The sequence below is a fragment of the Nocardioides luteus genome, from assembly GCF_015752315.1.
Lineage (GTDB): Bacteria > Actinomycetota > Actinomycetes > Propionibacteriales > Nocardioidaceae > Nocardioides.
Map to the genome: position 1 here is coordinate 3,447,855 of NZ_JADOVJ010000001.1, position 19,548 is coordinate 3,467,402.

A 19,548-nucleotide genomic window follows, 5' to 3' on the forward strand; every position below is an offset into this window, starting at 1 on the left:
TCTAGCGACGGAAGAGCAGCGTGTAGACCACCGGCGCGGCCAGCACCGACGCGATGGCCGCGAAGACCGTCGTGCCGACGTCTTCGGTGACCAGGTAGACCAGCGCGTCGAGGAGAAGAAGGACGACCACCAGGATCCGTACGTTGCGCCGCCGGCGCTCCGCGAGCGCGCTGGTCGGCCGGTTCCGGCGAGCCGGGACCCACCCGAGGAGCCGCTCCCGCCGAGCCCGCCGCGCGGCCACCTTGGCCTGGCGCGCGGCCCGGGACTCGGCGGCGGCCGCGGCGAGCCGCTCACGCTCGGCACGCGCCTTCGCGCGGGCCCCGGTCTGGGCCACCTACGCCGCCTTCAGGGACTGCACCCAGTTCCCCAGCACCGCGGCGCCGGCGTCGCCGGACTTCTCCGGGTGGAACTGGGTGGCGCTCAGCGGCCCGTTCTCGACGGCCGCCACGAACCGGTCACCACCGTGCTCGGCCCAAGTGACCAGCGGGGCGACGGTGCGGTCGTTGGTGACCAGGGTCCAGTCGCGCACGCCGTAGGAGTGCACGAAGTAGAACCGCTCCTTCTCGACGCCGGCGAACAGCGACGAGCCCGCGGGGACATCGAGCGTGTTCCAGCCCATGTGAGGCACGATCGGCGCCTGGATGCGCTCGACGACGCCCGGCCACTCACCGCACCCCTCGGTCTCGACACCGTGCTCGATGCCCGTCTCGAAGAGGATCTGCATGCCGACGCAGATGCCCATCACGGGGCGCCCGCCGGCCAGCCGCCGAGCGATGATCCGTTCGCCGCGGATCGCCCGCAGGCCCTTCATGCAGGCCTCGAACGCACCCACGCCGGGCACCAGCAGCCCGTCGGCCGCCATCGCGGCGTCGAGGTCACCGGTCAGCTCGACGGTGGCACCGGCACGTTCGACGGCGCGCACGGCGGAGCGTACGTTGCCCGATCCGTAGTCGAGCACGACCACCGAAGGAGCACTCACAGCGCACCCTTCGTCGACGGGATCCCGGTCTCGCGCGGGTCGTAGGCGATCGCGTCGCGGAAGGCCCGCGCGAACGCCTTGAACTGCGTCTCCACGATGTGGTGCGGCTCGCGCCCGGCGAGCACGTTGACGTGCATCGTCAGGTGGGCGTGGTGGGCGATGGAGTCGAAGACGTGCTGGGTCAGGGAGCCGAGGTAGGGCACCCCGGAGCCACCGAGCAGCACGTACTGCTGGCCCTCCGGCTCGCCGGTGTGGACCGAGTAGGGACGCCCGGAGACGTCCACGACGCAGCGTACGAGAGCCTCGTCGAGCGGAACCGTGGCGTCGCCGTAGCGGCGGATGCCCTTCTTGTCACCGAGCGCCTCGCGCAGCGCCTGGCCGAGCACGATCGCGGTGTCCTCGACGGTGTGGTGGGCGTCGATGTGCACGTCACCCTCGGAGTGGACGGTCAGGTCGACCAGCGAGTGACGCCCGAACGCGGTCAGCATGTGGTCGTAGAACCCGACTCCCGTCGAGACGTCCACCCGTCCGGTGCCGTCGAGGTCGACCTCGACGACGACCTTGGACTCCGAGGTCTCCCGGTCGATCCGGGCGGTCCTTGCCGAACTCATGCGCGTGCTCCGTTCACATCGGTCAAAGCTTGTCTGAAAGCGTTCATCTCGCGGGGTGTGCCGACCGAGACGCGCAGCCACCCCTCGGGCCCGGTCTCGCGGATCAGCACGCCGTGGTCGAGCAGCCCCTGCCACACCGCGTGCCGGTCGGCGTAGCGCCCGAAGAGGACGAAGTTGGCGTCCGAGTCGGCCACCTCCAGGCCCTCCGCGCGCAGCCAGGTCACGAGCGCGTCCCGCTCCTCACGGAGCGAGGCGACGTAGCCGAGCAGCTCCGGCGCGTGCCGCAGGGCGGCGCTCGCCGCCGCCTGGGTCACTGCGGAGAGGTGGTAGGGCAGGCGTACGACGCGGATCGCGTCGCAGATCGCCGGGTCGGCCGCCAGGTAGCCGAGCCGGAGCCCGGCCCCGGCGAACGCCTTCGACATGGTGCGGGTGACCACCAGGTTGCGGTGGCGGCCGAGCAGCTCGAGCGCCGAGGGCACCCCGGTCCGGCGGAACTCGCCGTAGGCCTCGTCGACCACGACGATCCCCGCGTCACCGACCGCCTCGCACAGTGCGGTGACTGCCTCCGGCGGCAGCGCGGTGCCGGTGGGGTTGTTGGGACTCGGCAGCAGCACGACGTGGGGCCGGGTCTCCTCGACCAGCGCCCGCGCCTTCTCCAGGTCGATCGCGAAGTCGGTCTCGCGGTGTCCGACGACCCACTCGGTGTTGGTGTCGCGGGCGTACTCCGGATACATCGAGTAGGTCGGCGCGAAGCTGATCGCGGTGCGTCCCGGACCACCGAAGGCCTGCAGCAGCTGCAGCATCACCTCGTTGGACCCGTTGGCCGCCCACACCTGGTCGGGTGTGATCTGCGCCTTCGGCACATCCGCCCGCAGGTACGCAGCCAGCCCCTCCCTCAGCGCGACGAACTCGCGGTCGGGATAGCGGTTGAGGTTGCGCGCCGCCGCGCCGACGCTCGCCGCGATGTCGGCGACCGTCTCCGCGGAGGGCTGGTAGGGGTTCTCGTTGACGTTGAGCTGGACCGGGACGTCCAGCTGCGGCGCGCCGTAGGGCTCGATCCCGGCGAGCTCTTCTCGGATCGGCGGCCAGCTCATGAGGAGAACCTCACCGACACGGCGGCACCGTGGCCCGGCAGATCCTCGGCCTCGGCGAGCGTGACGACGTGGTCCTTGACCGCCGCCAGGCCCTCGCGGGAGTAGTCGACGACGTGGACCGACTTGGTGAAGGCCCGCACGGAGAGACCCGAGGAGTGGCAGGCGCAGCCGCCGGTGGGCAGCACGTGGTTGGACCCGGCGCAGTAGTCGCCCAGCGAGACCGGCGCGAACGGGCCCACGAAGATCGCCCCGGCGTTGCGGATCCGCCCGGCCACCGTCAGCGCGTCGGCGGTGTGGATCTCGAGGTGCTCGGCGGCGTAGGCGTTCACGACGTCGACGCCCTGGTCGACGTCGTCGACGAGCACGATGCCCGACTGGGGGCCGCTCAGCGACGTACGGATCCGCTCGATGTGCTTGGTCGCGGCGACCTGCTTCTCGAGCTCGGCCTCGACGTCGGCGGCGAGCGTCTCGGAGTCGGTGACCAGCACCGAGGCCGCGAGGGGGTCGTGCTCGGCCTGGGAGATCAGGTCGGCGGCGACGTAGGCCGCTTCGGCGGTCTCGTCGGCGAGGATCGCGATCTCGGTCGGACCGGCCTCGGAGTCGATCCCGACCTGGCCCTTGAGCAGGCGCTTCGCGGTGACGACGTAGATGTTGCCGGGCCCGGTGACCATGTCGACGCGCTCACAGGGGTCGACGCCGTAGGCGAACATCGCGATCGCCTGGGCGCCACCGACGGCGTAGACCTCGTCGACGCCGAGCAGCGCGCACGCGGCCAGGATGGTGGGCTGCGGCAGCCCACCGAACTCCTTCTGCGGCGGCGAGGCCAGCGCGATCGAGGGCACTCCGGCGACCTGGGCCGGGACGACGTTCATCAGCACCGAGGAGACCAGCGGAGCCAGGCCGCCGGGCACATAGAGCCCCACGCGTCCCACCGGCACCTTGCGGTGCGTCACCCGGGCGCCGGGCGCCAGGTCGGTGACCGCGTCCTCTTCGAGCTCGGCGGCACAGGTCGTACGCAGGCGCGCGATCGACTCCTCCAGCCCGGCGCGGATGTCGGGGTCGAGCTCGTCGAGGGCCTTGGTCAGCGCCGCGGCCGGGACCCGGATGTCGTCGACGCGTACGCCGTCGAACTTCTCGGAGAACTCGGCGATCGCCTCCTGTCCGCGCTCGCGGACCGCGTCGATGATCGGCTGCACCGCATGAGTGGCCGCCTCGATGTCGAACTCGGCGCGCGGCACGGCGGCGCGGTAGTCGACGGTGCCTCTGTCGGCACCCCTCAGGTCGATGCGGCGGATCATGCCTCAAGTCTACGAGTCAGCAGGGTCGGGAGCCGATCTGCCGACGCCACGTGGACGCGGCCGGGAGGCGCATACGGCGGCCCGATCCGGGTACCCGGACGACTGACCCACCAAAGGAGGATCGCCATGGCACGCCCTGGACTTTTCCACCGCGAAGACAAGCATGCCAACGAGAGCTACCCCGAGACCGACGTCAACCACGCGGAGACCCGTGATCCGTATCCCGGAGGTCCCGCGGTCGTCGGCCACGACGACAACGTCGAGCGCCCGCACCAGGCGAACGAGCCGGTCGGCCACGTACGCGACACGAACCGCGACACCTACCGCGACACGGGCTACGACAGGGGTTCCGAGGCGGCCGGCGTCGAGCACTACCGTCACGCCGAAGACAGCCGCCGCGCCGCCCTTCACGACACTTACGGCGGCATCAACTGGGGCGCCTGCTTCTTCGGCTGGCTCGTCGCAGTCGGCGTCACCGTCCTGCTCGCAGCCATCATCAGCGCAGTCGCCTCCGCGGTCGGCCTCAACCAGAACCTCACCCGGACCGACCTGGAGTCGATGGCCGACTCGGCAGGCATCGCGGCCGCGATCACGCTCGCCGTGGTGATGTTCGTCGGCTACTACGCCGGCGGGTACGTCGCCGCCCGGATGTCCCGATTCGACGCGCGTAGGCAGGGCTTGGGCGTGTGGATCGTCGCCATCGTGGTGATGATCATCGCCGCCGTCGCGGGCGCGCTGTTCGGCTCGAGCTACGACATCGTGCGGCAGCTGGACCTGCCCAACGTGGGGCTGAGCGCCGATCAGCTCGGCTGGGGCGCGCTGGTCGCCGGCGTCGTACTCCTGGTCGTGATGCTCGTCGGGGCACTCCTCGGCGCCGCCACGGGCCAGCGCTACCACACCAAGATCGACCGCGCGGCCTACCAGGACTGACAGCTCGGGCCAGGCCCGGAGCGGGAACAGAAGGAGACACGGGGCGGGGGTTCGCGGGCGAACACCCCCGCGGCACCCATAGGTTGGTCCCGTGAATGAGCGACTCCCGATGTTCCCGCTCAATGCGGTCCTGTTCCCCGGCGTGACGCTGCCGCTGCGCGTCTTCGAGGACCGCTACCGCGCGATGGTGCACCACCTGCTCCGCCAGGAAGAGGAGGAGCGCCACTTCGGCTCGGTGGCGATCCGCGAGGGCTACGAGGTCGGCGAGACCGGCGCCCAGTCGCTCTACCGGGTCGGCGTGAGGCTGCTGATCACGGAGGTGGAACAGCACAAGGACGGCTCCTTCGACCTCGAGGTGCTCGCCGTCGACCGGATCCGGATGGACAGCCTGGTCAGCTCGGGCGACTTCCCCGTCGCCGACGTCGAGGATCTCCCCGAGGACCATGTCACCGTCCCGAGCAGCGTCGTCGACACCGCACGCGCGACCTTCACCGCCTACCGGGCCGCGCTGCTGGAGTTCCGTGAGGACCCGTTCACCGGCTCGCTCCCCAAGGACCCGGAGTTCCTCTCCTGGACCATCTCGGCCACCACTCCCCTGCCGATGCCCGACCGGCAGGCTCTGCTGGAGGCGCCCGACGCCGCCCTGCGCCTGGGCATGGCCACCGACCTGCTCCGCGCCGAGCTGAGGGCGATGAACGTCATTCCCTCGCTGCCCGCGACCGAGGTCGCCCGCACGAAGTGGTCGCCCAACTGATGCCGAAGAAAGGTACCGGGAAGAAGGCCGGCGGAGGAACCCCGGCGACCGTCGCGCTCACCGCGGCCGGCATCGACTTCACCCTCCATCCCTACGAGCACGACCCGCGGGCCGAGTCCTACGGTCTGGAGGCCGCCGAGGCCCTCGGCGTCGAGCCCGCGCGGGTCTTCAAGACGCTGATGGCCTCGCTGGACGGGAAGCTCGTCGTCGGCATCGTCCCCGTCACCGGCCAGCTCGACCTCAAGGCCCTGGCCCGTGCGCTGGGCGGCTCCAAGGCGCAGATGGCCGAGGTCTCCGCGGCCGAGCGCGCCACCGGGTACGTCGCCGGCGGGATCTCCCCCGTCGGCCAGAAGCGACCGCATCCGACCGTCGTGGACGAGTCGGCCACGACGTACGAGTCCGTCTATGTCTCCGGCGGCCGCCGCGGCCTCGACATCGAGCTCTCCCCCACGGACCTGATCAAGATGACCAGCGCCACCACAGCCCCGATCGCGAGATAATCCGCCGAGTCGGCTCAGGAGCGGGGCAGATGCGCCGGGTCGGCGTCCTCGTGGGGCGCCCACATCAGGAAGATCACCATCAGCGCGAGCATCGCCGAGCCCGGGACGAGCAGGATGAGCCACGGCGAGGCCAGCTGGAAGCTGTCCTGGAGCACGGTGCCGTCGGCGGCACCCTTGGCGAGACCGTGGGGGTCCTCGGGTGAGAGCAGCGAGGTGACCAGGAGCATCAGGCCGCCACCGACCGCACCCCCGAGCGTCACCGCAGCGAGGGTGACGAGCTCGGAGCGGTTGAGCCAGACCGCGGCCGCGATGCCGACCAGCAGGCCGAGCACGATCGCGCAGACCGAGAACCAGGCGGTCGCCGCGAACACCCCCTGGTCGATGTTCTGCGCGATGGTGGGCGGGTCGACCGAGATGAGCCCTCGGTACCACTTGTCATCGAGCACCATCCCGGTCGGCGGGGTCCACAGCGTCGCCGCGGCGAGACCAGCGGCGAGACCGCCGACGACGAAGGCGACGGCGATGATCGCCACCTGCACCAGCACCGGGCGGGACAGGTCGGGACGGGCGGAGCGGCGGCCGGTCACGTAGAGACTGGGCGGCGGCGGCACGATCAGATTGTCAGGCATCCTGGTCCGAGGAGGTGTTTGAGGTCGGCGAACAGCTCGGGAGTCGGCGTGACCCGCAGCCGGTCATCGAGCTTCATGACCCGGGTCGCGTCCCGTGTCATCAACCGTAGCCTGACCTCGGCAACTCCGGGGTAGGTGGTCAGTACGTCCCGCAGCGACGCGATCACCGGCGGCGTGCACCGCGTCGACGGCAGCGTGATCACCACCGGTCCCCCGGCCGCACCCGGCCCGCCGGTCAGGTCGGGGACGGTGACCTCCTGGCCGCGCAGCTCGGGCTGGTCCTTGTCACGGGAGAGCTGGCCCTTGACCCGGATGATCGAGTCCTCGACCAGGTGCGGCGCGGCCAGCTGGTAGGACGACGGGAAGAGCAGCACCTCGACCGAGCCCTCCAGGTCCTCCAGGGTGACCGTCGCCCAGGCGTCGCCCTTCTTGGTGATGCGCCGGTTGACGTTGGTGACCAGGCCGGAGACCGTGACGGTGGAGTTGTGGGGCCGCGACTCGTCGGTCATCAGCTGGCCGATGGTGCAGTCGGTGCCGTTGGCCAGGACGTGCTCCAGGCCCATCAGCGGGTGGTCGGAGACGTAGAGGCCGAGCATCTCGCGCTCGTGGCCGAGCAGGGTCATCTTGTCCCACTCGTCCATCTCGGGGATGGCGACCGAGACCCCGAACTCGACCCCGTCGCCGTCGTCGAGGCCGCCGAAGAGGGAGTCCTGGCCGATCGCCTCGTTGCGCTTGATGTCGACGTACTGGTCCACCGCGGTCTCGTGGATCGCCACCAGCGAGCGGCGCAGGTGCTTCATGTCGTCGAAGGCGCCCGCCTTGATCAGCGACTCGATCACGCGCTTGTTGCAGACCCGGTCGGGCACCTTGGCGAGGAAGTCGTTGAAGTCCTCGAAGCGGCCCTTGCTGGTGCGCGCCTCCACGATCCCGTCGACCACCTGGGCACCGACGTTGCGGACGGCGGTCAGACCGAAGCGGATGTCGGTGCCGACCGCGGTGAAGTCGTGGGAGGACTCGTTGACGTCGGGCGGCAGGACCGCGATCTTCATCCGGCGACACTCGTTGAGGTAGATCGCCATCTTGTCCTTGTCGTTCTTGACCGAGGTCAAGAGCGCCGCCATGTATTCGGTCGGGTAGTTGGCCTTCAGGTAGGCGGTCCAGTAGGTGACCACGCCGTAGGCCGCCGAGTGCGACTTGTTGAACGCGTAGTCGGAGAACGGGAGCAGGATCTCCCAGATGGTGTCGATCGCACTCTGGGAGTAGCCGCGCTCGAGCATGCCGGCCTGGAACCCGGCGTACTGCTTGTCGAGCTCGGCCTTCTTCTTCTTGCCCATCGCGCGACGCAGGTTGTCCGCCTGTCCCAGCGAGAACCCCGCCAGGACCTGGGCGATCGACATCACCTGCTCCTGGTAGACGATCAGGCCGTACGTCTCCCCCAGCACCTCCGCGAGCGGCTCCTCGAGCTCGGGGTGGATCGGCACGATCGGCTCGCGGCCGTTCTTGCGGTGCGCGTACTTGTTGTGGGAGTCGGCACCCATCGGGCCGGGCCGGTAGAGCGCGGAGACCGCGGTGATGTCGGCGAAACGGTCGGGAAGCATCGACCGCAGCAGGGCGCGCATGCCGCCACCATCGAGCTGGAAGACGCCGAGCGTGTCGCCGCGCTGCATCAGCTCGTAGGTCGGCTTGTCGTCGAAGGGCACTTCCTCGAGCACCAGGTCGATGTCGCGGTTGGCCCGGATGTTGGCGAGCGCGTCCTCGAGGGTGTGGAGGTTGGAGAGGCCCAGGAAGTCCATCTTGACCAGGCCGAGCGACTCACAGGTCGGATACTCGAACTGGGTGACGACCTGGCCGTCCTGCTTGGGCTCCATCAGCGGGACGATGTCGATGATCGGCTCGGAGGCCATGATCACGCCCGCCGCGTGGATACCGGTCTGCCGGATCTGGCCCTCGAGACCGAGGGCGGTCTCATAGATCTTGCGGACGTCGGGGTCGGTGTCGTGCAGGGCGCGGAAGTCGCCGCCCTCGCCGTAGCGCTTGTGGTCGGGGTTGAACAGATCCTTGAGCGGGACACCCTTGCCCATCACGTCGGGCGGCAGCGCCTTGGTGATCCGGTCGCCGATCGCGAAGCCGTGGTCGAGGATGCGGGCGGCGTCCTTGATCGCCTGCTTGGCCTTGATCCGTCCGAAGGTGGCGATCTGGGCGACCTTCTCCGCGCCGTACTTCTCCGTGACGTACTTGATCGTCTCGCCGCGGCGGTGGTCGTCGAAGTCGATGTCGAAGTCGGGCATCGAGGGACGCTCGGGGTTGAGGAACCGCTCGAAGAAGAGGCCGTGCTCGAGGGGATCGAGGTCGGTGATCTTCAACGCGTACGCCACGATCGAGCCCGCACCAGAACCACGGCCCGGGCCGATCCGGATGCCGTTGTTCTTCGACCACTGGATGAAGTCGGCGACCACGAGGAAGTAGCCCGGGTAACCCTTCTGCAGGATGACGTCGATCTCGAACTCGACGCGGTCCTTGACCTCCTGGGTCAGCTTCTCGCCCGGGTAGCGGAGCTCGATGCCGCGCCAGGTCTCCTTGCGCAGCCAGGACTCCTCGGTCTCGCCCTCGGGGATGTCGGCGCGCGCCATGTAGCCACCGGTCGACTCGGTGAACTCGACGTCGCAGCGCTCGGCGATCAGCAGGGTGTTGTCGCAGGCGTCGATCAGGTCCTGACGACCCCACAGCTCGCGCATCTCGGCAGCGGACTTGATGTAGTAGCCGCTGCCCTCGAACGCGAACCGCTTGCCACCCTTGGAGTAGGGCGGCTCGGTCATCCGGCTGCCCGACTGGACGCACAGCAGCGCCTCATGGGCCCCCGCGTCCTCGGGGTTGTTGTAGTGGGAGTCGTTGGTGGCGACCGGGCGGATGCCCATGGTCTTGCCCAGCTTGAGCAGGTCGTCGCGGACCCGCTTCTCGATGGAGATGCCGTGGTCCATCAGCTCCAGGAAGACGTTGTCCTTCCCGAAGATGTCCTGCAGCTCCCCGGCCTCCTTGAGCGCCTCCTCCCACTGGCCCAGCCGCAGCCGGGTCTGGATCGCACCCGAGGGGCAGCCGGTGGAGACGATGATCCCCTTGGAGTGCTCGGCGAGGATCTCCTTGTCCATCCGCGGCTTGAAGTAGTAGCCCTCGAGGCTGGACCGGCTGGAGAGCCGGAAGAGGTTGTGCATCCCCTCGGTGTTCTCGGCCCACATCGTCATGTGGGTGTAGGCGCCACCACCCGAGACGTCGTCGCCGCCCTCCTGGGCCGCGTCGCCCTTGCCCCACCGCACCCGCTTGCGCTCCGAGCGCGGGGTGTTGGGGGTGATGTAGGCCTCGATGCCGATGATCGGCTTGACGTCGTGGGCCTTCGCCTTCTTCCAGAAGTCATAGGCCCCGTGCATGTTGCCGTGGTCGGTCATCGCGATCGCCGGCATCTCGAGCTCGCTGGTCCGCTTGAACAGACCGTCGAGGAGCGAGGCACCATCCAGCATCGAGTATTCGGTGTGGACGTGCAGGTGGACGAATGAGTCCTTGGAGCCGGCCGCCATTGGCGTGGAGCCCTCCTCGAGGTCGAACGGATGGAGCGGGCGCAGGAGCCCGTGCAGACGGACGACCTGGGGGAAGGACTACAGACTATCGGGGACCACCGACAGGATTGGTAGGCGGGCCGAGGGTCTCGAAAGGATATGTTTGAGATGTGGTGACGATCCTCGACGGCGGCCTGTCCAACGCGCTCGAAGCACGCGGTCACGATGTCTCAGGCGCCCTGTGGACCGCCCGGCTTCTCGACGAGTCCCCGGCGGAGATCGCCGCCGTCCACCGCGCCTACTACGCCGCCGGCGCCGACGTCGCGACCACCGCCAGCTACCAGGCCAGCGTGCCCGGTTTCGTCGAGGCCGGGATGACCGAGACGTACGCCACCGAGCTGCTGCGCCGCAGCGTACGCATCGCGCGCGAGGTCGCCGCCGAGGCGCCCGGTCGCCTGGTCGCCGCCTCGGTCGGGCCCTACGGCGCCTACCTGGCCGACGGGTCGGAGTACCGCGGCCGCTACGGGGTCTCCGCGGCGACGCTGCGTGACTTCCACGCGCCCCGGCTGGCGCTGCTGGAGACCGAGGGCCCCGACCTCATCGCGGTCGAGACCATCCCGGACATCGAGGAGGCCGAGGTGCTCGTCGACCTCCTCGACGACATCGGTCTCCCGGTCTGGTTCTCCTACTCCTGCGCCGGCACGCGCACCCGGGCCGGCCAGCCGCTGGCCGACGCCCTGGCGCTGGCCGCCGGGATCCGCTCCGTGGTCGCCGTCGGCGTCAACTGCTGCGACCCGGCCGACGTCCCCGCCGCCGTCCAGCTGGCCACCGCCACCGGCGAGCCGGCGGTCGTCTACCCCAACACCGGCGAGACCTACGCCGACGGCGCCTGGTCCGGCACCCCTCACTTCCGCCCCGGCGAGGCCCTCTCCTGGGTGAGCTCCGGGGCTGCGTACGTCGGTGGCTGCTGCCGCGTCGGCCCCGCCGAGATCGCCCTCATCGCCGCCGAGTTCTCTCACCTGCAGGGCGAGTAGGCCCAGGTCAGGGCCAAGCCATCCGTACGTCGGGGGCCTTCTCCTGGTTGGCGGAGCCGTCGGTGCGCTCGACCTCACGCAGGCCGTGGCGGGCGTAGAAGGCTCGCGCGGGGGTGTTCATCTCGAAGACCCACAGGCCGAAGCCGTCGGGGGTCAACGACTTCACGAGGTCGAGCAGCATGGTGCCGATGCCGGTGCCCTGGGCACGGGGGTGGACGAAGAGGTCGTCGAGCCAGGTCGGGGTGAAGGCGACGAACGCGGAGACCTCGCCGGCGACCTCCGCGACCCAGACCTGCGACCCCTTCTGCGGAGCGAGGACCTTGACCGCGAGCCACTCCCGGATGTCGGAGGCCGGGTAGATCGGCGGCGGCATCGGCGCGGCGGCACGGGCCTCGACGTAGGTGCTGACTATCTCGGCGATGTCCTCGGGCTCGGCCGGACGGAGCACCGCCTCAGTGGGAGTCGCGGATTCAGTGCTGTTCACGAATCCAGGCGAGCGCATGCTGGAGATCGTCGGGATAGGTCGACTCGAACGTGACGTACTCACCGGTCTCCGGGTGATCGAAGCCGAGCTGCACCGCGTGCAGCCACTGCCGCTCGAGCCCGACGCGGCGGGCGAGGGCCGGGTCGGCACCGTAGGTGAGGTCGCCGACGCACGGGTGCTTCAGCGCCGACATGTGGACCCGGATCTGGTGGGTGCGCCCGGTCTCGAGGTGGATCTTCAGCAGCGAGGCGAAGCGGTGCGCCTCGAGCGTCTCGTAGTGGGTCACCGAGTGGCGGCCGTCGGCGCGGACGGCGAACTTGTAGTCGTACTTCGGGTTGCGCCCGATCGGGGCGTCGATCGTCCCCTCGAGCGGGTCCGGGTGGCCCTGGACCAGCGCGTGGTAGGTCTTGTCGACCGTACGCTGCCGGAAGGCGTTCTTGAGGACGGAGTAGGCGTGCTCGGACTTGGCGATCACCATCACGCCCGAGGTGCCGACGTCGAGGCGCTGGACGATGCCCTCGCGCTCCTTGGCCCCCGAGGTGGAGATCCGGAAGCCAGCCGCGGCGAGGTGGCCGACGACGGTCTGGCCCTGCCAGCCCGGCGAGGGGTGCACCGCCACGCCGACGGGCTTGTCGATCACCACGAAGGCGTCGTCGTCGTAGATGATCTTGATGCCCTCGACGATCTCGGGCTTGATCTCGAGCGGGTCGGCCTGGGACGGGATGGTGGCGTCGAGCATCGACCCGGCGCTGACCCGGTCGCTCTTGGCCACCGCCGAGCCGTCCACGGTCACCAGCCCGTCGGCGATCAGCTCCGCGGCCCGGGTGCGGGACAGGCCGAACAGCCGCGCCATGGCGGCATCCACCCGCTCCCCCTCCAGGCCGTCGGGGACGAGCAGCGTGCGCTGGTCGGCGTGACCGAAGTTCACTTCGCCTCGCCCTCGGAGGTGTCCTCGGTCTTGCCGTCGGTCTTCTCCTCGGCGCCGCGGTCGACGGTCCCGTCGAGCCCGATCCCCTTGAACGAGAGGATCACGATCATCACCGCAGCGACGTTGATGCACATGTCGGCGACGTTGAAGATCGGCCAGTTGGGCAGCTGCAGGAAGTCGACGACGTGGCCGACGTAGAACCCGGGCTCACGCAGCAGCCGGTCGATCAGGTTGCCGCTGATGCCGGCGACGAGGATGCCGAGCGCGAACGCCCAGCCCCGGTGGCGCGCCCGGCGCGCGAACCAGAGCACACCGATCGTGGCCACGATCGAGAGCGTCGTGAAGAACCAGGTGAACCCGGTCCCCGTCGAGAACGCCGCACCCGGGTTGCGGATGATGTTGAGCTGCAGCACGGAGCCGATCAGCTCCTGCGGCTGCCCGGGAACGAGCGTCGCGACCGCCCAGAGCTTCGTCAGCTGGTCGATGACCAGCAGAAGCACTGCGACGGTCGCGAACTCTGCCCATCGAACAGGGCGCACGTCGGACTCTGGACCGGTGTGTGCGTCGCTCAGCGACGCTCCTCGCGCTGCTTGCATGTCATGCACAGTGTGGCACGGGGGAACGCCATGAGCCGCATCTTGCCGATCGGCTCACCGCAGGACTCACAGATGCCGTACGTGCCGTCCTCGAGGTATCCCAGGACGCGCTCGATCTGGGCCAGCTTGTCCTTCTCGCTGTTGACCACGGTCAGCTCGTGGTCACGCTCGAAGCTGGTCGCCCCCATGTCGGCCTGGTCCTGGCCGGCGCCGTCGCCGGAGTCCTTCATCAGCCCGGAGAGCTCGGTCTCGAGAGCGGTCAGCACCTCGAGGCTGTGAGCCCTCATCTCGTGGAGCTCGTCGACGACCTCGTTGAGCTCGTCCTTGGTCCACGGGTCCTCGCCGTCCTTGACCTTCAGCTGGTCAGGAGAGACGACGGTCTTGGTTGCTTTCTTAGGCACGGCACTCGCTTTCTGGTGTGATACACGGCCCCCCGGGCCGCACGGTGGTCAAGGTTTGGCTAGGCGCTCGCCGTGGCCACCGACGTGGAAGCCATGACTGCGAGGCTGGTATTCCCAGAAAGCTCGGACGGCATCACGTGGATGCGTCCGACGGTCGCTACGACGCGACCGCTCATCGGTACGGACATGGAGTCCCCTTTCTCCTGCCATCACTCCGCGCCGCCGAGTCGGTGCGGAGTGCGTGCCCGGAATGTAGCCCGGGATCGTGCTCCACTCAACTAACACACCGAAACTCCACTCATATTGGTCCGCAGCGCGGAAAAACCGCACAATCCACGTACAGGACCCACCTCACCTGCTACAACGCGTTTCTGCGCCGTACCCGTCAGAGAGGGCGCGGACATGCGCATCGGCCGGTCCCGCGTCGCGGGACCGGCCGATGGAAGCCTGACTACGAGGGACTCAGCCCTCGTCCTCCCCCAGGATGGAACGCAGGCGCTTCGGCGCCGGGCCCGACTCGTTGACGGCGGCCGCCATGACGGGCGCCTGCGACTCAGCCGAGTTGTTCAGCGCGTCGAGCTGCTGCGTGAAGTAGCTCTTCAGGCGCGAACGGTACTCACGCTCGAAGTTGCGCAGCGTGTCGACCTCGGTGGTCAGGTTGTCCTTCTCACGCTCCAGCTCGCCGAAGAGCTGCTGACGACGCTCGGCGGTCTCGCTGTCGAGCATCTGCGCACGGGTGCGCGCGTCCGCCTCCATGCGGTCGGCCTTCGCCTTCGACTCGGCCTCGAGGCGCTCGGCCTTGGTGCGGGCCTCCCCGACGATCTTGTCGGCGTCGTTCTTCGCCGTGTCGATGAGCGCGTCGTGGTTGCGCGTGGCCAGCTCGAGCAGTCGCGCCGCCGCGTTGGAGGCCTCCGGCACGGTCTCGACCCTGATCGTCTCGATGCCGCCGGTCTGCGGTGCCTCCTGGTACATCGGCATCTGGTGCGAGACCGGCTCGGGGGCCGGCATCGGCTCAGGCGCAGGCGGCTCGGGAGCCATCGGGAAGGACGGACCCCCACCCGACTGCGCAGATGCCAACTTCCCGCGAAGGTCGTCGTTCTCCCGGGTGAGACGTGCCAGTTCGGCCTCGACCTCGTCGAGGAACTGGTCCACCTCGCCCATGTCGTAGCCCTCGCGGAGCCGGACGGGAGTAAAGCGCTTGTTGCTCACGTCCTCTGGCGTCAGCGGCATGACCTCACCCATTCATTACTCGGTTGACTCAGACGTACGGACTGCACCGCCGGGGGGCGGCATCAGGTTAATGCTGTCGAAACTCTAGCGCCTGTCCGTAGACATGCCAGATGCGGACCGCATCCAGGCACCCACAGGCAGGTGTCGAAGGCCTCAGCTCTGGTTGAAGAAGCCGCCCTCAACGATCCTCTGCTTGGCCTCAGCCGTGACCGAAACGTTCGCAGGTGAGATAAGAAACACCTTGTTGGTGACCCTCTCGATGTTCCCATAGGTAGCAAAGATCAAGCCGGCCGCAAAGTCGACAAGCCGTTTTGCGTCCGCATCATTCATCTCGGTGAGGTTCATGATCACCGGCGTGCCGTCGCGGTAGTTCTCGCCGACCTGACGTGCTTCGTTGTAGGACGTCGGAGTCAGCGTGATGATCTTGGAAAGCTCTGCCACTGCAGGCACCACCGTTGCTCGTCGCCGCTCGGAAAGGTCAGCCACCGGGGCGGGACGAGACTGCTTCGACCGCACCGGCGCCTTGACGGCCTGGTGGGAGCGGGTCTCGTCGTCATCACCCTCGTAGACGTCGTCGTCGTACCCGGTGTCTTCCAACAGGCCGAGGTATTCACCGAACCTGCGCATCGCGCCGCTCATGCTGCCACCTTCCCCAAAGTATTGCTGACCGAGACATTACTTGACAGTTGGCCTCTCTCCGAGGACCGCAGACCCGACACGTACGTGTGTCGCGCCATGGGCAATCGCCTGTTCCAGGTCTCCGCTCATCCCTGCCGACAGCACCGTCGCCTCGGGATACTCGACCAGGAAGTCCTCCCGGATCCGCGCCAGCCGGACGAATGCCGGGTCCGGATCCTCGCCGAGGGGCGCCACCGCCATCAAGCCCCGGAGGCGGAGACCGTCGGTCTCCATGACCTCCGCCGCGAGGTCGCGTACGTCACCGGGGTCCGCCCCGGCGCGCCCCTCGCGCCCGGGCGGGTCGAGCGAGACCTGCAGGAGGACGTCGAGGATCTGGCCGCGCTCGCCCGCGCCACGGCTGAGCCGGGACAGCAGCGAGGAACGGTCGACGGACTCGACCACGTCGGCATAGCTCGCCACGGCGGCCGCCTTGTTGGACTGGAGCCCGCCGATGTAGTGCCAGCGCAGCCCCAGGTCGGCGCACTCGGCCGCCTTGGCCGCCGCCTCCTGGTGCCGGTTCTCGCCGACGTCGGTGACACCGAGACCGGCCAGGATGCGTACGTCGGAGGCGGGGAAGAACTTGGTGACCACGACCAGGTGGACGTCCTCGGCGGGGCGACCGGCGGCCTTGGCCGCCACGGCGATCCGCTCGCGGGTCTCGGCGAGGCCGGCGGCGATCTCAGCGACGCGGTCCGCCATCAGGCACCCCGCAGCCGGATCAGCGCGCCCAGCGACATGCCGGCGCCGTCGCGGCGGTAGGAGTAGAGGTCTTCGGACTCGCGGGTGCAGCGGCTGGCGTCGACCGCCTCGACACCCTCGCGGGCCAGCTGCGCGAGCACTCCGGCGCCGACGTCAAGGCTGGGGGTGCCCCAGCTCGTGGTGGCGCGCGTGGCCGGCTCGACCGCGGCGATCTCCTCCTGCATCTCGGCAGGCACCTCGTAGCACTTGCCGCACACGTGCGGTCCGACCCAGGCCTTGATCCGGGTCGCGCCCAGGGCACGCATCCGGGCGATGGTCGCGGGCACGACCCCGACCGCCATCCCCTTGCGTCCGGCGTGGGCGGCGCCGATGACACCGGCCGCCTCGTCCGCGAACAGCACGGGTACGCAGTCGGCGGTGCGGACCAGCAGCACCAGGTCACGCTCCGTGGTGACGATGCCGTCCGCCTCGGGGCGGGCGCCGCACTCCGCGTCGACGACCGCGTTGCCGTGGACCTGGTAGAGGTCGGCGTAGGGCGCGCCGTCGGCGAAGTCGGCCAGCAGCAGCCGGTGGTTCTCGGCCTTGGCCTCCGGCGAGTCCGAGCCGTTGACCGCCAGGTTGAGCTCGGCGTAGGGAGCACGGCTGACCCCGCCGTACCTGTCGGTGAACGCCAGGTCGACGAGGCCTGCGGAGGCTCGGAAGGAGTACAAGCGGGCGCCTTACTTCAAGAAGTCGGGAACGTCGAGCTCATCATCGCTGAACTGGACGCTCGGAGCGGGCTTCTTGGCGACCGGAGCGGGCTCGGCCGGCGGCGTCGCCGGCGGAGGCGTCGCGGGCGCGACCGGAGCGGGCTTGGCGGGCTTGGCCGGCTCGGCCGGGGTCTCCTCGGCCTCCTCGGCGCGCCGGGTCGCGACCGCGGCGGCCACGGGGGCGGTCTCGCCGTTGTTGGCGGACTGCGAGCTGGTGGAGCGGCCCTGCACGCTGCCGAGCGCCGAGGCGCCCTCGCGGCGCTTGGGCATGCCGCCGTCGAAGCCGGCCGCGATCACGGTGACCCGGACCTCGTCGCCGAGCGCGTCGTCGATGGTCGCGCCGAAGATGATGTTGGCCTCCTGGTGGACCGCGTCGGCGACCAGCGCGGCGGCCTCGTTGATCTCGAACAGACCGAGGTCGGACCCGCCCGCGATCGAGAGCAGGACACCGTGGGCACCGTCGATGGACGCCTCCAGCAGCGGCGAGGAGACGGCCATCTCGGCGGCCTCGACGCTGCGGTTGTCACCGCGCGCGGACCCGATGCCCATCAGCGCCGAGCCGGCGTTGGACATGACCGACTTCACGTCGGCGAAGTCGAGGTTGATCAGGCCGGGGGTGGTGATCAGGTCGGTGATGCCGGAGACACCCTGCAGCAGCACCTGGTCCGCCTGGCGGAACGCGTCCATCACCGAGACGTTGCGGTCCGAGATCGACAGCAGCCGGTCGTTGGGGATGACGATGAGGGTGTCGACCTCCTCGCGGAGCTTGCTGATCCCCTCCTCGGCGGAGTTGGCGCGACGGCGGCCCTCGAAGGCGAACGGGCGGGTCACCACACCGATGGTCAGCGCACCGAGGCTGCGGGCGATGCGGGCCACGACCGGGGCACCACCCGTGCCGGTGCCGCCACCCTCGCCGGCGGTCACGAAGACCATGTCGGCGCCCTTGATGACCTCTTCGATCTCGTCGGCGTGGTCCTCGGCGGCGCTCTCCCCCACGCTCGGGTTGGCGCCGGCACCGAGACCGCGGGTCAGCTCACGACCGATGTCGAGCTTGACGTCGGCGTCGCTCATCAGCAGCGCCTGGGCGTCGGTGTTGATGGCGATGAACTCGACCCCCTTGAGGCCGACCTCGATCATCCGGTTGACAGCGTTGACGCCGCCGCCACCGATGCCGACGACCTTGATGATCGCCAGATAGTTCTGTGCAGCTCCCACGGTGGTCGCCCCTTCGATCGCTGGTTGGTCCTTACGGCGGGTTTCTCAACCCTTACCCTCAGGCTGAGGGTTATAGTTATGTCAACCTCGCCGTTCTCAGAACAGTAGGCAGACGTACGTGCTCGAACTGGCGCGACACGCGGGTGCGGATCAGTTGTGCCGATCTCGTGCCGTCCGGTAGGGGCAATGTGGCAAAGCCGTCCGGTAGAGAATGCGCGCTCCGGATCAGCCGACGCTCTTGCTGGTGACCGGCTGGCCGGGCACGGAGACGTCGTAGCGGGCCACGTCGGGCTCCGCCTTCATCAGGGCGACCAGCACGTCGGCCTTGGTGTCGGACTGGGCGCTGCTCCCCCACACCACGCGCTTGTCGTTGCGCAGCTCCAGCGAGATCGAGTCGACGGTGGTCACCTCGACGTGGTCGACCCGCTTGGCCAGGTCGGCCGGGAGCGCCGAGGCCACCGCGGCGGCCTCGCGCAGCGCATCGGAGTTGGTGCCGGTCACGGTGTTCACCATCGGCAGGCCGCGCGGCGCCTTCTCGTAGTCCCAGAAGACGGTGCCGGTCTCGTCCAGGGCCCGCAGCCGGCCGCCGATGGAGACGACCGCCACCGGCGTACGTTCGGTGACGTCGACGCGGATCTTGTCGGGCCACTCGCGGGAGACGTTGACCGAGCGCACCATCGGCAGCCCGTTGAGCACCCGCACCTGCACGGCCTCCAGGTCGGCGGTGGCCAGCGGCTCACCGACCGGTGCCGCGGCGAACTCAACGACCTGCTTGGCGCTGGTCATCTTCATCGTGCCGTGCACCGAGGTGCCCTTCACCTGCAGCCAGGTGGAGAAGTAGACCGCCCAGATCCCGCCGATCAGGAGGGCGATGACCAGGGTGCCGACGATGAGGTAGCGCCAGGCGAGCCAGCGCCGGCGCCACTGGCGACGGGCGAAGGCCTTGCGGCTCTTGAGCGTCGCGGCGTCGACCGCCGGACGCTCCGCGTCAGCCGCCGGATCCAGATCCGGCCGCGGCTCCTCGGTCGACCCGGTCGACTCGGTGCTCTCGTCCGCGCCTGACCCGGAGCCGGCCCTGGCCTCCTCCGAGCCGAGGTCGATCTCCCGCTCCCCGGACGCCGACTGGGCGATCTCCAGGGCCTCGGCGATCTCGGTGTCGACGCCCGACCCCTCCTCCGGCATGCTCGCCTC

The 19,548-nt window shown here is 69.4% G+C and carries 21 protein-coding genes; 4 read left to right on the plus strand and 17 right to left on the minus strand.

The features are described 5' to 3' along the window. Nucleotide 1: 1 nt before the first annotated feature. From HD557_RS16525 to hisD, 5 genes are read right to left on the minus strand one after another with little or no spacing between them, the layout of a single operon-like run. Nucleotides 2-334, minus strand: coding sequence for a hypothetical protein (locus HD557_RS16525; RefSeq protein WP_196874675.1), 333 nt, complete (start codon nucleotides 332-334; stop codon nucleotides 2-4). Continuing rightward, the gene (hisH, locus tag HD557_RS16530) at nucleotides 335-979 is read right to left on the minus strand and encodes an imidazole glycerol phosphate synthase subunit HisH (RefSeq protein WP_196874676.1); all 645 of its coding nucleotides are present in this window, start codon (nucleotides 977-979) and stop codon (nucleotides 335-337) included. Then, entirely contained in the window at nucleotides 976-1,590 is a 615-nt protein-coding gene (gene hisB, locus HD557_RS16535) for an imidazoleglycerol-phosphate dehydratase HisB (protein ID WP_196874677.1), read from the minus strand. Before hisB ends, hisH begins: the two co-directional genes overlap by 4 nt. Then, on the minus strand, nucleotides 1,587-2,684 hold the full coding sequence (locus HD557_RS16540) for a histidinol-phosphate transaminase (protein WP_196874678.1): 1,098 nt from the start codon (nucleotides 2,682-2,684) through the stop codon (nucleotides 1,587-1,589). Before HD557_RS16540 ends, hisB begins: the two co-directional genes overlap by 4 nt. After that, nucleotides 2,681-3,982 carry a histidinol dehydrogenase gene (gene hisD, locus HD557_RS16545; RefSeq protein ID WP_196874679.1) on the minus strand — a complete coding sequence of 434 codons (1,302 nt, stop codon included), beginning with the start codon at nucleotides 3,980-3,982 and terminating at the stop codon, nucleotides 2,681-2,683. Before hisD ends, HD557_RS16540 begins: the two co-directional genes overlap by 4 nt. Nucleotides 3,983-4,108: 126 nt before the next feature. On the opposite strand from hisD, the gene HD557_RS16550 reads away from it, so the two are divergent. From HD557_RS16550 to ybaK, 3 genes are all read left to right on the plus strand, one after another. Further along, nucleotides 4,109-4,912, plus strand: coding sequence for a hypothetical protein (locus HD557_RS16550; protein WP_196874680.1), 804 nt, complete (start codon nucleotides 4,109-4,111; stop codon nucleotides 4,910-4,912). A gap of 91 nt (nucleotides 4,913-5,003) precedes the next feature. Continuing rightward, entirely contained in the window at nucleotides 5,004-5,666 is a 663-nt protein-coding gene (locus tag HD557_RS16555; RefSeq protein WP_008363005.1) for an LON peptidase substrate-binding domain-containing protein, read from the plus strand. Further along, complete coding sequence (ybaK, locus tag HD557_RS16560; RefSeq protein ID WP_196874681.1) at nucleotides 5,666-6,166, plus strand: Cys-tRNA(Pro) deacylase; 501 nt, start codon at nucleotides 5,666-5,668, stop codon at nucleotides 6,164-6,166. Before HD557_RS16555 ends, ybaK begins: the two co-directional genes overlap by 1 nt. Before the next feature lie 14 nt (nucleotides 6,167-6,180). On the opposite strand, the gene HD557_RS16565 is transcribed toward ybaK, so the two are convergent. Both HD557_RS16565 and dnaE read right to left on the minus strand, forming a co-directional pair. Further along, on the minus strand, nucleotides 6,181-6,795 hold the full coding sequence (locus tag HD557_RS16565) for a hypothetical protein (RefSeq protein ID WP_008363007.1): 615 nt from the start codon (nucleotides 6,793-6,795) through the stop codon (nucleotides 6,181-6,183). After that, nucleotides 6,780-10,364, minus strand: a complete 3,585-nt coding sequence (dnaE, locus tag HD557_RS16570) for a DNA polymerase III subunit alpha (RefSeq protein ID WP_196874682.1) — start codon at nucleotides 10,362-10,364, stop codon at nucleotides 6,780-6,782. The genes HD557_RS16565 and dnaE overlap by 16 nt, the downstream gene beginning before the upstream one ends. 152 nt (nucleotides 10,365-10,516) lie before the next feature. Between dnaE and mmuM the strand changes: the two genes are divergently transcribed. Continuing rightward, entirely contained in the window at nucleotides 10,517-11,377 is an 861-nt protein-coding gene (mmuM, locus tag HD557_RS16575; RefSeq protein WP_307785643.1) for a homocysteine S-methyltransferase, read from the plus strand. A 7-nt stretch (nucleotides 11,378-11,384) separates the two neighbouring features. Here the strand turns inward: mmuM and HD557_RS16580 are convergent, their stop codons facing one another. The 10 genes from HD557_RS16580 to HD557_RS16625 all read right to left on the minus strand — a co-directional run bounded on the left by HD557_RS16580 (nucleotide 11,385) and on the right by HD557_RS16625 (nucleotide 19,539). Continuing rightward, a complete protein-coding gene (locus tag HD557_RS16580; protein WP_196874684.1) occupies nucleotides 11,385-11,861 on the minus strand; it encodes a GNAT family N-acetyltransferase in 477 nt (158 codons plus the stop codon). Further along, on the minus strand, nucleotides 11,848-12,789 hold the full coding sequence (locus tag HD557_RS16585) for an RluA family pseudouridine synthase (protein WP_008363010.1): 942 nt from the start codon (nucleotides 12,787-12,789) through the stop codon (nucleotides 11,848-11,850). The genes HD557_RS16580 and HD557_RS16585 overlap by 14 nt, the downstream gene beginning before the upstream one ends. Further along, nucleotides 12,786-13,328 (minus strand): signal peptidase II, encoded by a 543-nt coding sequence (gene lspA, locus HD557_RS16590; RefSeq protein WP_307785644.1) that lies wholly within the window; start codon nucleotides 13,326-13,328, stop codon nucleotides 12,786-12,788. The genes HD557_RS16585 and lspA overlap by 4 nt, the downstream gene beginning before the upstream one ends. Nucleotides 13,329-13,357: 29 nt before the next feature. After that, entirely contained in the window at nucleotides 13,358-13,786 is a 429-nt protein-coding gene (locus HD557_RS16595) for a TraR/DksA family transcriptional regulator (RefSeq protein ID WP_008363012.1), read from the minus strand. Nucleotides 13,787-14,248: 462 nt separating this feature from the next. Then, a complete protein-coding gene (locus tag HD557_RS16600) occupies nucleotides 14,249-15,016 on the minus strand; it encodes a DivIVA domain-containing protein (protein ID WP_040757109.1) in 768 nt (255 codons plus the stop codon). A 153-nt stretch (nucleotides 15,017-15,169) separates the two neighbouring features. Beyond that, nucleotides 15,170-15,655 carry a cell division protein SepF gene (locus HD557_RS16605; protein WP_008363014.1) on the minus strand — a complete coding sequence of 162 codons (486 nt, stop codon included), beginning with the start codon at nucleotides 15,653-15,655 and terminating at the stop codon, nucleotides 15,170-15,172. Nucleotides 15,656-15,691: 36 nt separating this feature from the next. Further along, on the minus strand, nucleotides 15,692-16,393 hold the full coding sequence (locus HD557_RS16610) for a YggS family pyridoxal phosphate-dependent enzyme (protein ID WP_008363015.1): 702 nt from the start codon (nucleotides 16,391-16,393) through the stop codon (nucleotides 15,692-15,694). Next, nucleotides 16,393-17,103 carry a peptidoglycan editing factor PgeF gene (pgeF, locus tag HD557_RS16615; protein WP_008363017.1) on the minus strand — a complete coding sequence of 237 codons (711 nt, stop codon included), beginning with the start codon at nucleotides 17,101-17,103 and terminating at the stop codon, nucleotides 16,393-16,395. The genes HD557_RS16610 and pgeF overlap by 1 nt, the downstream gene beginning before the upstream one ends. Nucleotides 17,104-17,112: 9 nt before the next feature. Continuing rightward, nucleotides 17,113-18,357 (minus strand): cell division protein FtsZ, encoded by a 1,245-nt coding sequence (gene ftsZ, locus HD557_RS16620; protein ID WP_196874686.1) that lies wholly within the window; start codon nucleotides 18,355-18,357, stop codon nucleotides 17,113-17,115. Between the two features lie 225 nt (nucleotides 18,358-18,582). Then, nucleotides 18,583-19,539, minus strand: a complete 957-nt coding sequence (locus HD557_RS16625; protein WP_196874687.1) for a cell division protein FtsQ/DivIB — start codon at nucleotides 19,537-19,539, stop codon at nucleotides 18,583-18,585. Nucleotides 19,540-19,548 lie beyond the last annotated feature (9 nt).

Bases quoted from the DNA above. Each gene is read 5' to 3' on its own strand.
- hisB (WP_196874677.1), bottom strand. From the start codon at position 1,590: ATGAGTTCGGCAAGGACCGCCCGGATCGACCGGGAGACCTCGGAGTCC.
- HD557_RS16540 (WP_196874678.1), bottom strand. From the start codon at position 2,684: ATGAGCTGGCCGCCGATCCGAGAAGAGCTCGCCGGGATCGAGCCCTAC.
- hisD (WP_196874679.1), bottom strand. From the start codon at position 3,982: ATGATCCGCCGCATCGACCTGAGGGGTGCCGACAGAGGCACCGTCGAC.
- HD557_RS16550 (WP_196874680.1), top strand. From the start codon at position 4,109: ATGGCACGCCCTGGACTTTTCCACCGCGAAGACAAGCATGCCAACGAG.
- ybaK (WP_196874681.1), top strand. From the start codon at position 5,666: ATGCCGAAGAAAGGTACCGGGAAGAAGGCCGGCGGAGGAACCCCGGCG.
- HD557_RS16565 (WP_008363007.1), bottom strand. From the start codon at position 6,795: ATGCCTGACAATCTGATCGTGCCGCCGCCGCCCAGTCTCTACGTGACC.
- dnaE (WP_196874682.1), bottom strand. From the start codon at position 10,364: ATGGCGGCCGGCTCCAAGGACTCATTCGTCCACCTGCACGTCCACACC.
- HD557_RS16600 (WP_040757109.1), bottom strand. From the start codon at position 15,016: ATGCCGCTGACGCCAGAGGACGTGAGCAACAAGCGCTTTACTCCCGTC.
- HD557_RS16605 (WP_008363014.1), bottom strand. From the start codon at position 15,655: ATGAGCGGCGCGATGCGCAGGTTCGGTGAATACCTCGGCCTGTTGGAA.
- HD557_RS16610 (WP_008363015.1), bottom strand. From the start codon at position 16,393: ATGGCGGACCGCGTCGCTGAGATCGCCGCCGGCCTCGCCGAGACCCGC.
- HD557_RS16625 (WP_196874687.1), bottom strand. From the start codon at position 19,539: ATGCCGGAGGAGGGGTCGGGCGTCGACACCGAGATCGCCGAGGCCCTG.